Source organism: Bradyrhizobium sp. (assembly GCF_049798375.1).
Lineage (GTDB): Bacteria > Pseudomonadota > Alphaproteobacteria > Rhizobiales > Xanthobacteraceae > Bradyrhizobium.
Genome location: NZ_JBARGP010000096.1, coordinates 1 through 15,062 on the forward strand (window position 1 = coordinate 1; position 15,062 = coordinate 15,062).

Genomic DNA, 15,062 nt, shown 5'->3' on the forward strand with positions numbered 1-15,062 from the left:
GGTCCTGCCAGCGCGGCATGCCGGAATGCGCGGCTGGCTTCAGCGCACGGCGCGACAGGAAGAACGAGGTAGACATGATGTCGAACTGCCAGCCAAGCTTGCGCGCGATCGCCAGCGCCCGCGGCACGTTCGGTGATTCCATGAAGCCGAACTTCAGCGCCACCTTGGTGAAGGTCGCGCTGACCTGCTCCAGGCGCACGCGCTCGGTGGGATCGATGCGCGGAGTCGGTGCGGTCTCGATGGTCAGGATGACGTTCTTCTCATGCAGCACCTTGTAGTGCTTGAGGCTGTGCATCAGCGCGGTCGGCGCGCTCAGGGGATCGCTGGTCAGGAACACGGCCGTGCCCGGCACCCGCTGCGGCGGCCGCTTCTCCAGCATCGCCACGAGATCCGCGAGCGGAAATTCCAGCTTGCGCGACTTCTCGAACAACAGCCGGCTGCCGCGCCGCCACGTGTACATCAGGATCATCACGAAACCGCCAAGCGCCAGCGGCACCCAGCCGCCTTCGAACACCTTGAGCAGGTTCGCGGTGAGAAAGGTCAGGTCGAGGCACAGGAACGGCGCGATCAGCGCCGCAGCCGCGAACGGCGACCACCTCCAGACCTTCCAGATCACGACGAAGCCCATCATCGCCGTGACCACCATCGTTCCGGTGACGGAGATGCCATAGGCCGAGGCCAGCGCGCTCGACGACTTGAACATCAAGACCAGCAGGATCACGGCGATCAGCAGCAGCCTGGTGATGCGCGGGATATAGATCTGGCCGGAATGGGCTTCCGAGGTGTGGCGGATCTCGAAGCGCGGCAGCAGGCCGAGCTGAATGGCCTGGCGGGTCAGGGAATAGGCGCCGGTAATGACGGCCTGGCTCGCGATCACGGTGGCGACGGTGGCGAGGGCGACCATCGCGATCAGGAGCCAGTCCGGGAACATCAGGAAGAACGGGTTTTCGATTGCCTTGGGATCGGCGATCACGATTGCCCCCTGCCCCAGATAGTTCAGCGCCAGCGACGGCAGTACGATAAACAGCCAGGCGGTCTGGATCGGCCTTTTGCCGAAATGGCCGAGATCCGCATAGAGCGCTTCGGCGCCCGTCACCGCCAGGAACACGGCGCCCAGCGTGATGAAACCGATGATGCCGTGATTGAGCATGAACCACGCCGCGTGGAGCGGATTGAAAGCCCACAGCACCTCGGGGTGGCGGATGATCGGCGGGAACGCCGCGATCCCGATCACCAGGAACCAGATCAGCATCACCGGGCCGAAGAAGGCCGCGACCTTGGCCGTACCGCGCGACTGCACCGCGAACAGCAAAACCAGGATGATGACGGTGACCGGTACGACATAAGGGTCCAGCGACGAGGTAACCAGCTTGATGCCTTCCACGGCCGACAGCACCGAAAGCGCCGGCGTGATGACGGCGTCGCCATAGAACAAGGCGCCGCTGATGATGCCGAGCAGGACGATCGTGCCGGCGGCCTTGGTGACAGCGCGCTGGGCCAACGCCATCAGCGCCAGTGTACCACCCTCGCCATTGTGGTCGGCGCGAAGCAGGATCACGACGTATTTGAGCGTCACCACGATGATGAGCGCCCACAGGATCAGGGAGATCACGCCAAGCACCGCCTGCGGCGCCACCTGCCCGCCGGCGCTCGCCGCGTTGACGGCTTCGCGCAATGCGTAGAGCGGGCTGGTGCCAATATCGCCATAGACCACGCCGATGCTGCCGAGCGTGAGCGCTGCGAAACTGGCAGTGGAATGGGCTTCGGCATGCCCGGTGGCCGCCGGCGGCGCATCCGCCGCGGGAGCTGCGACATTACTCGTCATTGAAAGCGGGGCCTCGAAATGCTTGTCAGGCACTGTGTGCAATGCGACGCGGCTTATAGCCCTGCGCTCGTTGCATAGCATAGCCTTATTTTGAGCCATCACCCTGCATTAACGCATATCTCAGACGCTTCCCGGCGTCCTGAGCGTCATATCGTTACTTGAGTACCGACCTCCACCACCCGGCCCGTCGGAATTTGAAAATAATCCGTGGCGTCGTTGGCCGACCGGCTGAGCGCAATGAACAGATGGTTCTGCCAAGCCGGCATTCCAGACTGAGGCGATGGCTTTAGCGAGCGGCGCGAGACGAAGAACGACGTCGACATAATGTCGAACTGCCAACCGAGTTTGCGCGCGACCGCGAGCGCCCTGGGGACGTTCGGCGACTCCATGAAGCCGAATCGCAACCGCACCTTGGAAAACCTCTCGCTGATCTTCTCCATCCGCACGCGCTCCGCCACATCGACCCGCGGCGTCTGCGCGGTCTCGATGGTCAGGATCACATTGTGCTCGTGCAGCACCTTGTTGTGCTTGAGATTGTGCAGCAAGGCGGTCGGCACCGAAACCGGATCGCTGGTGAGAAACACCGCAGTCCCCTTCACGATGTGTGGTGGGCGCTTCTCCAGGCTCGCGATCAGCTCGTCGAGCGGGACTTCGATCTTGCGCGTCTTGAGCATCAGCATCACCGTGCCGCGCCGCCACGACCAGATCGTCACGATCATCGCGGCGCCGAACAGCAGCGGCACCCAGGCTCCTTCGAGAAGCTTGAGCAGGTTGGCGCTGAAGAAGGTCATGTCAACGATGACCAAGGGTGCGATCGCCGCCGCAGCCACAGCGGCACGCAGGTTCCAGAGCTTCCAGATCACCACGAAGCCCATGATGCCATCGGCGACCATGGTGGTGGACACCGCGATACCATAGGCAGAAGCGAGATTGCTGGAGGTCCGGAACAGCAGCACCAGCAGCATCACGCCGATCAAAAGCAGCCGGTTCACGCGCGGCAGATAGATCTGCCCGGCATGGGTCTCCGACGTATACCGCACCTCGAAACGCGGCAGCAGGCTCAGTTGCACCGCCTGGCTGACCAGCGAATAGGCGCCGGTGATCACGGCTTGGCTCGCAATCACGGTCGCGGCCGTCGCGAGGCCCACCAGGGGCAGCAGCAGCAAGTCGGGCACCATCCGGTAGAACGAGTTCTCGATGGCGCTGGGATCGGACAGCACCAGGGCGCCCTGCCCGAAATAGTTGATCAGCAGCGATGGTAGCACGAAGAACAGCCAGGCCGATTGGATCGGCTTACGGCCGAAATGGCCTAGATCCGCATAAAGCGCTTCGCCGCCGGTCACCGCGAGAAACACCGCCCCGAGCGTGACCAGACCGATCGCCCCATGCGAGAGCAGAAATTTCACCCCATAATATGGATTGATCGCCGCGAGCACGGAAGGGTCGTCACTGATGTGGACGATCCCCATCGCAGCCAGAGTCGTGAACCAGACCACCATCACAGGGCCGAAGGCGGACGCCACCAGCGCCGTTCCCTTGCTCTGAACCGCAAACAGCGAGACGAGGATGAAAACCGTCAGCGGTACGACGTAATGCTCGAGCGCGGGCGCCGCGAGCTTGAGGCCTTCGACCGCCGAGAGCACCGAAATCGCGGGCGTTATCATGGAATCGCCGATGAACATCGAGGCTCCGACGACCCCCAAACACAACAGGAACAGGCTCCGCCGGCCCAACGCGCGCTGGCCGAGCGCCATCAAAGACAGCGTTCCGCCCTCGCCATTGTTGTCGGCCCGCAACAGCAGCAGCACGTATTTGGCGGTGACCACAATGAACAGCGACCACAGGATCAGGGAAAGCACGCCGAGCACGATGATCCGCGAGACCGGCTGGCCCTGGGCCGCGCCGGTGGCGGCCTCGCGAAAGGCGTAGAGCGGCGAGGTACCGATGTCGCCGAACACGACGCCGATGCTGCCAAGCGTCAGAGCCCAGAAGCCCGAGGTGCTCGTGGCTTCCTGTCCCTCGGTCGGTGTGGCACTGGCCGTCATGTCGCTTGAGATCGCATCTTCCCTGCTTGACCCGGCGCGTTTGGACGCATCGCAGCCCCAGGTCAAGTATCCGCCATAGTAGACCTTGGTTCCTCGGGCTTAATGCAGGAAGCACCTGCCCCATCGTGTCCGGTCCGGGCTTCGAACAGCCGCAGACATCCTGAAGCGAATGTCAGCCGGACGCGCGTCATCGCGCCTCAAAACTAAAGCCGCATTGGAATCAAAGGCTTGCTTGCGATTTTCGCTCCGAATTCGCAAACGGGCGCGCGGCAAAATGCTTCGGATGCTGGAGATGCAGCGCTACGGCTTCAGATTGGGCGGCAGCGGCGGATCCTCGCGCATCAAGGTGATGGTGACGCGACGATTGGCCGACAGCGAGGGATCGTCCGGGAACAGCGGCTGGGTATCGGCCTTGCCGGAAACGGCAAAGATGTGGTTCGGCGGCAGCCCTTCACGTTCGAGGATCTGGCGCACGGCGTTGGCCCGATCCGCGGACAAGTCGAACGCACCATAGTCGTTCTTGTTGGGGACGAAGCCGGCGGCGGTGTGGCCGGTGATCTGGACACGCAGCGGGGTCGCCTTGAGCGGCGCGGCAAGTTTCTCGATCAGCCGCCTGGTGCGATCATAGGGCACCTTGGAACCGTCGGCGAACATCGAGCGGCCGTCCTGGTCGACGATCTCGAGATTGAGCCCCTCCTTGGTCTCCTCGAACATGATGTGTTTGGAGATCTCCGTCATCTCTGGCATGTCCTGCAGCGCCTGGCGCAGCGACGCCGAAGCCAACGCGAATTGGCGATCGGTCTTGAGCTTCGCGCCGTTGGTGTATTGTTTCTCTTCCTGCTCGGGGCTCGGCGTGTTCGAGGTCTCGTCAGGCGACACATGCGCGGCGTTCTTCAACCGTGGCCGGGTCGGCAGGCCGTCGGATTCGACGATGCCGGAATACCGCGACTCGGTCTGCACGCCGAAGGCGTCGCGCATCGAGCCGGCGACGACCTTCAGCTTGGCGTTGTCCATGGTCGAGAACGCGACCAGCATGACGAAAAAGCTGACGAGCAGGCCCATCAGGTCGGCGAAGGTCACGAACCAGCCGTGACCGCCGCCATGCCCATCGCCGCGTTTCTTCTTGGCCATCGCTTAAGTTCTCCGAACGCCGCGTCCGACCGATCAGGCCGGGACCGGCTCGCCTTCGGCGTGGCGATGCTTCTCGGGCAGGTAAGCCAGCAGCATTTCGCGCACCAGAGCCGGGCTTTTGGAGTCGCGGATCATCAGGATGCCGTCGATGATCAGCGTGCGGTTGGTTTCCTCGTCGAGCAGCTTGCCGTGCAGCTTGTCGGCGATCGGCAGACAGATCAGGTTCGACACCAGCGCGCCGTACAGCGTCGCCAGCAGCGCGGTCGCCATGAACGGGCCGAGCTTGGACGGGTCGGTCATGTTGGCGAACATCTGCACCATGCCGATCAAGGTGCCGACCATGCCGAAGGCTGGAGCGCAGTCACCGACCGCGCGATAGATCTTGCTGCCCTCGTCGAGGTGCATCAGGAAGTTGTCGCGGTCGCGTTCGAGATTGTCGCGGATGAATTCGAGGTCGTAACCGTCGGCGACATAGCGGATGCCCTTGGCCAGGAACGGCTCATCGGTCTCGACCTTTTCCAGGCCGACCGGGCCCTGCTTGCGAGCGATTTCGGCGATGCGGGCGAGTTCGTCGACCAGCTCACGGGCCGACAGACTGCTCATCGTGAAGACAAATTTCATGCCGAGCGGCAAGCCGTGGAGAATCGCGTTCAACGGGAAGCGGATCATGGTGGCCGAGATCGATCCGCCGAAGATGATGATCGCGGCGTGCTCGGAGACGAACATCTCAAGATTGCCGCCGAGAAGCATCATCGTAGCGATGACGATCACGCCCGCCACGAGCCCCGCGCCCGTCATAATATCCATGACTCTACTCCACTCGCGTACGCGACCCCCGTCCACGCCGGACGGGACGCGGTCGTGCTGGAACCGCGTAGGCTGACCCTAGATGGCTGCCATTAAAGACGGGTTACCGGTAGGCATAATGATCCGTAAACAGGGTCGCCAAACCGCTGCATGCAAGGCGTGCGGCTGCACCGACGTCGATCAGCCGGCCATGTGGCCCGCAACATCCTTCACGCCGTCATAATCCCGTAAGTTTTCGGCTGAGCGCGCGCAGCTGGTCGCGTGCCGCCTGATCATAGGCCTGCGGATTGGCGCGGGCTTCCTGCAATCCGTTGAAGAACAGTCCGCTGCGGCGGCGACGTCGTCGCCTTCGACCAGATGCAGGATGGCCTCGCCGCCCTGCTCCACCGTCGACATCGGAGTGACGCCGCCCTCGCGCACCATCGTGGTGTTCATGTATGTTGCCGGATGCAAAGCGTTGACGGTGACGCCTGCCTGCTTCAGCTCCGCGGCCAGATCGATCGTGAACATGATCTGCGCAAGCTTGCTCTGCGCGTAAGCGCGACTGCCGCTGTAGTTCTTGGTGATCATGACATCGTCGAAATCGATCGGCTGCTGCCCAAGCGAGGCGACGTTGACGATCCGCGACGGCGCCGCGGCCGTCACGAGCGGCAGCAGGAGATGAGCGAGCAGGAAGCCTGAGAGATAGTTGACCGCAAAACGCAGCTCGAAACCATCGGCGCTCTCGCGCCGCTCGCCGCTGCCCCTGCTGCGCGAGCCGATGCCGGCATTACTGACAAGGACGTCCAACCTGTCGTGATCGGCTCGGACCGCATCGGCCAGCTGCCGCGCGCCGGCCAGCGAGGACAGATCGGCCTGATAGAACACCGGCGCGGCGTGGCCGCCACGCACGACCTCCTCGATCAGGCTGTGCGCCCGCGCCGCATCGCGGCCATGGATCAGGACGTGGGCGCCTTTGGCCGCAAGCTGCGCCGCGACATAACGCCCGACGCCATCTGTCGAGCCGGTGATCAAAACCGTCTTGCGGTGCATATCCATCGCCAGAACTCCTCGGCGGAGGGTCGCCCAACCCGCCATCGGAGATGGTGATCGGCAGGTTCAGCGGCCGTCCGGCGCGTGCGCCGCCGGACTCCGCTTATCAGCGCGTCAGTGAATTTCCGCCGAGCGCCTGAGCGCTTCCTTCAGCTTCTCGAGCGAGAAATCCTTGGAACGCGCTATCTCCAGGATCGGCGCCTCGCGGCGGCCGCACAGCTCTGCTGCCTCCGGCACCTTCTCCGCGAGCTCATGCGGGATCACGATCGCGCCATGGCTGTCGGCGTGGATCAGGTCGTCGGAGCGCACGGTCATGCCGGCGACACGGACCTCGCCGCCGAAGCTTTCCGCATGCACCCACGCATGCGATGGCCCGATCGAGCCGGCCAGCGCCTGGAAGCCCGGCGCCCATTGCGGGACGTCGCGGACCGAGCCGTCGGTGACGACGCCGAGGCAGCCGAGCGCCTTGTGGACGTTGCTCTGCACCTCGCCCCAGAACGCGCCATAGCCGACATCGGGGCCATCGATGTCCTGGATCACGCTGATGCGCGGGCCATAGCCGGTGCCGACATATTCGTAATAGTCGATGCGGCGCTTCGCCTGCTCTTCCGCCGGCAGGCTCGACTTCAGCACCGAGCGGATCGTCACCGTGCGCGCGTAGCCTACCATCGGCGGCAGCTCGGGAAACGGGCAGACCAGCGGTTTGGTGGTGAAGCCGATCAGCCGCCGCTCCGGCGCCACGATCTCCATCGCGTTGCAGATCGTCGGCGTGTCGTAGCGCGCCAGCGCTTCGAGAATGGACGAATCAAGCGGGGCAGCAAAACTGGTCACAGGCGTCTCTCCGGATGGGGCGAACGGCGTTCATGGCCGCTCTTGCCTGCCCGGTATAGCCGACGCGATCGCCCCCGGCAAAACGCGGACGAGCGCTGCTGCAATGCGCTTATCTCAGTGCAGCCGCTCCGGCGGTCTGTCTTCGTCGGGGTGCTTGGCGGCCGGCGAAGGCGCCGACGCGTCTGCCGGCTGCGTGACACCAGCGGCGGGCGCGACCGTCGTGCCGGACGTACGTGCATAGCGCGCGGCCTGGTCGCGATACGACTTGAAGCCCAATGGCAGGCTGAGGATGTAGAGGATCGAGCCCGCGGACAGGATTTGCCAGGGATAAACCACCAGCAGCGCAACGAAAAACACCACGGCCACGAACACCGGCAGCAACAGTTCGGGCGGCACCCGCATGCGTATCTGCTTGCCCGAGAACACCGGCAGCCGCGACACCATCAGGAAGGCGATCAGGAGCGTGTAAAACGCGGTCAGCAGCGCCGGCGGCTTCGGCACCCCGAGGAAGCCGAGATAGATCGGCAGCAGTACCGTGATGGCGCCGGCTGGCGCCGGCACGCCGGTGAAGAAATTCGAGGCAAAAGGCGGCTTGTTCGGATCGTCCATGGTGGCGTTGAAGCGCGCCAGCCGCAGGCCGCCGCTGATCGCGTACATCATCGCCGCGATCCAGCCGCCGTCATGCAGCTCGTTGAGTTGCCAGAAATACAGAATCAGACCAGGAGCGACACCGAAATTGACGAAGTCGGCAAGGCTGTCGAGCTCGGCGCCGAACTTCGACTGTCCCTTGATCAGGCGCGCGACACGGCCGTCGATGCCATCCAGAATTGCCGCGAACACGATGGCGCCAACCGCGAGCTGCATCCGTCCCTCGGTGGAGAGCCGGATCGCGGTCAGGCCGGCGCAGATTGCCAGCAAGGTGATGACATTAGGCACCAGCATCCGCACCGGAATCGGACGAAACCGGCGCTGACGCTGTTCGGGAGAGGTCGGATCGAAAGCCATCATGACACCGCTTTAGCTTTTCCAGGCGCCGATTGCACCATGACGGGCAACGGCGTCCTCTCGATGGGTCATGCCGGCGCGGCCGGCGGTTCAGATACTCCGGAAGGTCAGGCCGGGGTCGGTGACCCGGAAATCGGCCAAAATGGTTTCGCCGGCGAGCGAGGTCTGTCCTTCCGCGACCAGGGCCACGCTGCCGTCGGGCAGATAGACGTCGACGCGGGAGCCGAAGCGGATCAGGCCGAACCGCTCGCCGGTGCCGACAGACTGCCCCTCGCGGACAAAAGAGACGATACGCCGGGCGACGAGGCCGGCGATCTGGACCACACCGATCCGACCGTGCGGGGTCGAGATCGCCAATGAGTTGCGCTCGTTATCGTCGCTCGCCTTGTCGAGTTCGGCATTGATGAAGGCGCCCGGCCGATAGGCGATCCGCTCGATCCGCCCGGCCACGGGGCTGCGGTTCACATGGACGTTGAACACGCTCATGAAGATCGAGATGCGCAGCAGCGGCCGGTCGCCGAGCCCGAGTTCGGCCGGCGGCAACGCCCGCGCAATCATCGATATCCGGCCGTCGGCCGGCGCGACCACCAGCCCGTCACGCTGCGGCGTGACTCGGATCGGATCGCGGAAGAACAACGCGCACCAGACGGTGAGCAAGGTCCCGATCCAGCCGAGCGGCGTCCAGATCCAGAACAGGATCAGGCTGACAAGCGCAAAGCCGCCGATGAACGGATAGCCTTCGGGATGGATCGGAGGAATCTGGGCACGAATGGAATTGCTGATCGACATGGCCTGTTTCGTTGGGCTGGTGTTTGACCGGCCTTTTGGCCGCGAATTGTGCAGTGAGTTAGGTGGACGCTGCCAAAAGGTCAAAATGAATCATTTGGAAGGTGCAACACCCTCTCATTCCGCGGCCTCCTCGGCGGGCCGACGGGCGACGGCCTCGCCATCATCTCCCATCTGGGCCAACCGCTCGCGCGCCGCCTCCGCCTCGCGCTGCCGGTTCCACATGCCGGCATAAAGGCCGCCCCGCGCCAGAAGCTCGGCATGGGTGCCACGCTCGGAAATCCGCCCCTGATCGAGCACGATGATCTCGTCGGCCCCAACGATGGTCGAGAGCCGATGTGCGATCACCAGCGAGGTACGATTGCGCGAGACCCCCTCCAGCGCTCCCTGGATCTCGTGCTCGGTGTGGCTGTCGAGCGCCGAGGTGGCCTCGTCGAGCACCAGGATCGGCGGCGCCTTCAACACCGTGCGGGCGATCGCCACCCGCTGCTTCTCGCCGCCGGACAGCTTCAGGCCGCGCTCGCCCACTTGCGTCTCGTAGCCCTCCGGCGCGACACGGATCAGGCCATCGATCTGCGCCAATCTGGCCGCCTCCTCGACCTCCGCGTCGGAGGCGCCCCAGCGGCCATAGCGGATGTTGTAGCGGATGGTATCATTGAACAGCACGGTGTCCTGCGGGACCATGCCGATCTGCGACCGCAGCGAAGCCTGCGTCACGGAGCGGATGTCCTGGCCATCGATCAGGATGCGTCCCGCAGAGACGTCGTAGAGGCGGAACAACAGCCGCGAGATCGTCGACTTGCCAGCGCCGGACGGACCGACAATGGCGACTGTCTTGCCGGCGGGCACGTCGAAGCTCAGCCCCTTGAGAATCGGACGCTCTGGATCATAGGCAAAGCGCACGTCATCGAAGCGGATGTGGCCGGTTGAGACCACCAGCGCGCTTGCATCCGGCGCATCCTTGACCTCGGCAGGCCGCGACAGCACGCCGAACATCATCTCGATGTCGATGATCGCCTGCTTGATCTCGCGGTAGACCATGCCCATGAAGTTCAGCGGCTGGTAAAGCTGGATCATCATGCTGTTGATCATGACGAAGTCGCCGACCGTATTGTGCCCGCGGCGCACGCCGTAGGCACACATCATCATGGCGGCGGCCAGACCGACAGTGAAGATGATCGCCTGCCCTGCATTCAGCACCGCAAGCGAGGTGTAGGTCTTCACGCTGGCGTGCTCGTAGCGCTCCATCGAGCGGTCGTAGCGCTCGGCCTCGCGTGCCTCGGCGCCGAAATATTTGACGGTCTCGTAGTTCAGCAGCGAATCGATCGCCTTGGTATTCGCCTCGCTGTCGGAATCGTTCATGCGGCGGCGGATCTCGATGCGCCACTCCGTCGCGTAATAGGTATAGAGCAGATAGGCCGCGACCATCGCGAGCGTGACCAGCACGTAGCGCCAGTCGAACTGCCATAACAGCACGGCTGATATCAGCGAGACCTCGACGATGGTCGGGATCAGCTGCAGGATCAACATCCGCACAATGGTCTCGATGGCGTTGCGGCCGCGTTCGAGCACCCGCGTCAGGCCGCCGGTCTTGCGCTCCAGATGAAACCGCAGCGACAATTCGTGCATGTGGACGAAGGTGATGGTGGCAAGCTTGCGCACCGCATGCATGGCGACGCGCGCGAAAATACCGTCGCGCCATTGCGTCAGCACCGCCATCACGATGCGCACGGCACCATAGCTCGCGGTCATGATCACCGGCGAAGCGATCAGCCACACCATCCAGCTCGAGGACGCCACCGGCGCCGTATTCGCGCCGGTCAGCGCATCGGTCGCCCACTTGAAGGTGAAGGGCACCGCCAGGGTCGCGACCTTGGCCACGAGCAGCAACACCACCGACCAGACAACGCGCATCTTCAGATCGGCGCGGTCGCCCGGCCAGATGTAGGGCCACAAATGCGTCAGGGTCCCCGCCAGGGTGCCCCGTTCCAATGACGTGCGCGCCGGCTTTCGCGTGTTGCCCGGGAGCGAAGGCAGTTCGGATTGAGTCATCAAGAGACCTTCACGCGGCATGGACCTCACGTCATTGCCGGGCAACGCATTGTTGCCGTGAAACCGTGATATAGGGCGTTTAATGGTCGCATGCACGCTTGGGGGGAGACGAATCTTTCGCCGCGGCGCGATATTGGCAAAGCATTCTCCGCCCGATTCGCACGAAGCGAATCAAATCACCCGCCATCTCCCCACCGGCTTGACGCCTTTCCACTGCGATGCGACACCCGCCAAATGACTGAAATCCGCACCGTCTGTGTCTATTGCGGCTCCGGCCCGGGCACCAACCCCAGCTTCATCGAATCGGCAACGGCGCTCGGCAAGAGCTTCGCCGAAAACGGCATCCGGCTCGTCTATGGCGGCGGTTCGGTCGGCATGATGGGCGCGGTCGCGCGCGCCGTGCTCGAGCATGGCGGCAACGTCACCGGCATCATCCCAGACTTCCTGGTCAAGAAGGAGGTCATGATGCCGCTGAAGGATCTCATCGTCACGCCCGACATGCACGAGCGCAAGCGGTTGATGTTCGAGCATTCCGATGCCTTCGTCGCCCTGCCCGGGGGCGTCGGCACCTTGGAGGAACTGGTCGAGCAGCTGACCTGGAAGCAGCTTGGCCGGCACGCCAAGCCGGTGCTGCTTGCGGACATCGACGGCTTCTGGGAACCGCTGTTCGCGCTGCTCAAGCACATGCAGGAAACCCAATTCATCCGTCCGGGCTTCGCGATCGACGTTCTCAAGGCCGAGCGCGTCGAAGACATCTTGCCACGCCTGCGCAAGGCAGCCGCCGGTATCGCCAAGGAAGCTACCGAGATCGCGCCCGAGATCGCCAAGCGGCTCTGAGATCAGGACTGCTCGGTCGGAAACGTGACCGCTTCGATGCGGTTGCCATCGGGATCAATGATGAACGCCGCGTAGTAGCTGATGCGATCATGCGGCCGCAGCCCCGGCGCGCCGTCGGATGTGCCGCCCGCTTCGAGCGCGGCGGCATGAAAGCCATCCACCTCGACCGTAGTCTTCGCGCGCAGGCAGATGTGGATGCCGCTTTCCGCCGCGACGCGCGCCATGCCCGCGCGCCAATTGACCCAGAATTCCGGATAGGCCTTGCCGAAGCCGACGGTTGCGGGACGCGTCACCAGCCGCGTCAGGCCAAGCGGCGCCAGCACGGCTTCATAGAACCGCGCCGCGCGATCGAGGTCGCTGACGCCGACCGAGACGTGATCGATCATGTGTTCCTCTCTCCGTCATTGCGAGCGAAGCGGCGAAGCGAAGCAATCCAGAGTCAGGAAGGAAGTCTGGATTGCTTCGTCGCCTGCGGCTCCTCGCAATGACGGCTTCTGCCTCACCCCGGTGCGCCCGACTTTACCAGCTTGTAGAACACCGAATCCATCAGCGCCTGGAACGAGGCGTCGATGATGTTCGGCGACACGCCGACCGTGGTCCAGCGCTCGCCATTTTCATCCTCGCTCTCGATCAGAACCCGCGTCACGGCCTCGGTGCCGCCATTGAGGATACGAACGCGGTAGTCGATCAGCTTCAGCCCGTCGATATAGCCCTGATACTTGCCGAGGTCCTTGCGCAGCGCGACGTCGAGTGCGTTGACCGGACCGTTGCCTTCGGCGGCCGAGATCAGGCGCGCGCCATCGACTTCGACCTTGACCACCGCCAGCGCCACAGTGACGCGCTCGCCATGCGCGTTTTGGCGCCGCTCGACATTGACGTCGAACTGCTCGACCCGGAAATAGTCCGGCACGGTGCCGAGCGTACGCCGCGCCAACAGCTCGAACGAGGCGTTCGCCGACTCATAGGCAAAGCCCGCGGCCTCACGCTCCTTCAATTCTTCGACCAGCCGCGTCAGCTTGGGGTCGCTCTTCTCGAACGGGATGCCGCCACGTTCCAGCGTCGCGATCACGTTGGAGCGGCCGGCCTGGTCGGACACCAGCACCTTGCGATGATTGCCGACGGCTTCCGGCGCGACATGCTCGTAGGTCTGCGGGTCCTTCAGCACGGCGGAGGCATGAATGCCGGTCTTGGTGACGAAGGCGCTCTCGCCGACGTAAGGCGCATGCCGGTTCGGCGCGCGGTTGAGCATGTCGTCTAAGGTCCGCGACACCTTCATCAGACTCGCGAGTTGCCGGTCCGAGACGGCGATCTCGAAGCGATCCGCGAATTCGCCCTTCAGCTTCAGGGTCGGGATCAGCGAGCAGAGATTGGCGTTGCCGCAGCGCTCGCCCAGGCCGTTCAAGGTGCCCTGGATCTGCCGCGCGCCGGCGCGTACCGCCGCCAGCGAATTGGCCACCGCCTGCTCGGTGTCGTTATGGGCGTGGATGCCGACGTGGTCGCCCGGGATGCGCTTCACGACCTCGCCGACGATGGCCTCGATCTCGTGCGGCATGGTGCCGCCATTGGTGTCGCACAGCACAACCCAACGCGCGCCGGACTCATAGGCGGCCTCGGCGCAGGCCAGCGCGAATTCCGCATTCTCCTTGTAGCCGTCGAAGAAATGCTCGCAATCAAGCATCACCTCGCGCCCCACGGCCTTTGCGGCCGTGATGCTGTCGCAGATCGAAGCGAGGTTCTCCTCGTTCGTGGTCTCGAGCGCGACCCGCACCTGATACGCGGAGGATTTCGCCACGAAACAGATCGCATCCGCCTTGGCTTCCAGCAGCGCAGCCACACCCGGATCGTTCGAGACCGAACGCCCGGGCCGCCGGGTCATGCCGAAGGCAGTGAAGCGGGCGTGATTGAACGTCGGTTTCTCGGCGAAGAAATTGGTGTCGAGCGGATTGGCGCCGGGATAGCCGCCTTCGACATAGTCGATGCCGAGGTCGTCGAGCAGGCGCGCGATCACCTGCTTGTCGGCCAAGGTGAAGTCGACGCCATTGGTCTGCGCGCCGTCGCGCAAGGTGGTGTCGAACAGATAGAGGCGCTGCTTGCTCATGCCTGAGCTCCACCATCGAAGGCTTTTTTCATCGTGGTGTTGGCGAGCCATTCGCCGTTGAGGCTGACGCTGTTGCGCTGCTGGGCGGCGTAGCCGCGCTTGCGGAAGAACTCGACCGCGGTGTCGCTGGCATCCACCACAAGGTTCTTGGCGCCACGGGCGCCCGCCAGCTTCTCCAGCGCATCACACAGCAGCGTGCCGACGCCCTGCCCGGCGGCGCTCGGATGCACGTACAGCATGTCGATCTCGGCATTGTCCTTCAGCGATGCAAAGCCGACCGGCGAGCCCTCCAGGGTCGCGATCAGGGTCAGCTGGGAGGCGAGCCTTTTGGCAAAACCTTCCTCGTCATCGACGACCGCGACCCAGGCTTCCTGCTGCGCCTCGCCGTAATCGTCGCCAGTCAACTCCTGCACGCTGGCCACAAAGATCGCCGCCAGCATCGGCGTGTCGGCAGGCAGGAACGGCCGCAGCGCGAAAATGTTGGGTCTCGTCATCGCGCGACCTCCCAAGTCGTCACCGGCTTGCCGTCGGCGCCCTTGCCGTCCTTGATGACGACGCCTAGTGCCACGAGCTCGTCGCGGATGCGGTCGGACTCCTTGAAGTCCTTGCGGGC

The 15,062-nt window shown here is 64.0% G+C and carries 13 protein-coding genes and 1 pseudogene; 1 reads left to right on the forward strand and 13 read right to left on the reverse strand.

The genetic code is table 11. The features are described 5' to 3' along the window. From WA702_RS04570 to WA702_RS04610, 9 genes and pseudogenes are all read right to left on the reverse strand, one after another. Positions 1 to 1,825 (reverse strand): potassium transporter Kup (locus WA702_RS04570; protein WP_425109348.1); only part of this gene is annotated, 1,825 nt, incomplete at its 3' end. Positions 1,826 to 1,971: 146 nt separating this feature from the next. Then, the gene (locus tag WA702_RS04575) at positions 1,972 to 3,870 is read right to left on the reverse strand and encodes a potassium transporter Kup (RefSeq protein WP_425109349.1); all 1,899 of its coding nucleotides are present in this window, start codon (positions 3,868 to 3,870) and stop codon (positions 1,972 to 1,974) included. Between the two features lie 300 nt (positions 3,871 to 4,170). Continuing rightward, positions 4,171 to 5,001, reverse strand: a complete 831-nt coding sequence (locus tag WA702_RS04580; protein WP_425109350.1) for a flagellar motor protein MotB — start codon at positions 4,999 to 5,001, stop codon at positions 4,171 to 4,173. 33 nt (positions 5,002 to 5,034) lie between these two features. Then, positions 5,035 to 5,808 carry a motility protein A gene (locus tag WA702_RS04585; protein ID WP_425109351.1) on the reverse strand — a complete coding sequence of 258 codons (774 nt, stop codon included), beginning with the start codon at positions 5,806 to 5,808 and terminating at the stop codon, positions 5,035 to 5,037. 217 nt (positions 5,809 to 6,025) lie between these two features. Then, a pseudogene (locus WA702_RS04590) lies at positions 6,026 to 6,846 on the reverse strand (SDR family NAD(P)-dependent oxidoreductase). Between the two features lie 108 nt (positions 6,847 to 6,954). Beyond that, positions 6,955 to 7,671, reverse strand: coding sequence for an RraA family protein (locus WA702_RS04595; RefSeq protein WP_425109352.1), 717 nt, complete (start codon positions 7,669 to 7,671; stop codon positions 6,955 to 6,957). A gap of 114 nt (positions 7,672 to 7,785) precedes the next feature. Further along, positions 7,786 to 8,676, reverse strand: a complete 891-nt coding sequence (pssA, locus tag WA702_RS04600) for a CDP-diacylglycerol--serine O-phosphatidyltransferase (RefSeq protein ID WP_425109358.1) — start codon at positions 8,674 to 8,676, stop codon at positions 7,786 to 7,788. 90 nt (positions 8,677 to 8,766) lie between these two features. Continuing rightward, positions 8,767 to 9,519: a phosphatidylserine decarboxylase gene (locus WA702_RS04605; RefSeq protein ID WP_425109359.1), complete on the reverse strand. Its 753-nt coding sequence runs from the start codon at positions 9,517 to 9,519 to the stop codon at positions 8,767 to 8,769. Between the two features lie 60 nt (positions 9,520 to 9,579). Beyond that, entirely contained in the window at positions 9,580 to 11,514 is a 1,935-nt protein-coding gene (locus WA702_RS04610) for an ABCB family ABC transporter ATP-binding protein/permease (RefSeq protein ID WP_425109353.1), read from the reverse strand. 234 nt (positions 11,515 to 11,748) lie between these two features. On the opposite strand from WA702_RS04610, the gene WA702_RS04615 reads away from it, so the two are divergent. Further along, positions 11,749 to 12,351: a TIGR00730 family Rossman fold protein gene (locus WA702_RS04615; protein ID WP_425109354.1), complete on the forward strand. Its 603-nt coding sequence runs from the start codon at positions 11,749 to 11,751 to the stop codon at positions 12,349 to 12,351. Positions 12,352 to 12,353: 2 nt separating this feature from the next. Here the strand turns inward: WA702_RS04615 and WA702_RS04620 are convergent, their stop codons facing one another. The 4 genes from WA702_RS04620 to WA702_RS04635 form a co-directional block, all read right to left on the reverse strand. After that, on the reverse strand, positions 12,354 to 12,737 hold the full coding sequence (locus tag WA702_RS04620; RefSeq protein ID WP_425109355.1) for a VOC family protein: 384 nt from the start codon (positions 12,735 to 12,737) through the stop codon (positions 12,354 to 12,356). Positions 12,738 to 12,850: 113 nt separating this feature from the next. After that, on the reverse strand, positions 12,851 to 14,449 hold the full coding sequence (gene cimA, locus WA702_RS04625; protein WP_425109356.1) for a citramalate synthase: 1,599 nt from the start codon (positions 14,447 to 14,449) through the stop codon (positions 12,851 to 12,853). Continuing rightward, positions 14,446 to 14,943, reverse strand: a complete 498-nt coding sequence (locus tag WA702_RS04630) for a GNAT family N-acetyltransferase (RefSeq protein WP_425109357.1) — start codon at positions 14,941 to 14,943, stop codon at positions 14,446 to 14,448. The genes cimA and WA702_RS04630 overlap by 4 nt, the downstream gene beginning before the upstream one ends. Beyond that, a partial coding sequence (locus tag WA702_RS04635) for a CysS/YqeB C-terminal domain-containing protein (RefSeq protein WP_425109360.1) occupies positions 14,940 to 15,062 on the reverse strand: 123 nt, incomplete at its 5' end. The genes WA702_RS04630 and WA702_RS04635, both read right to left, overlap by 4 nt.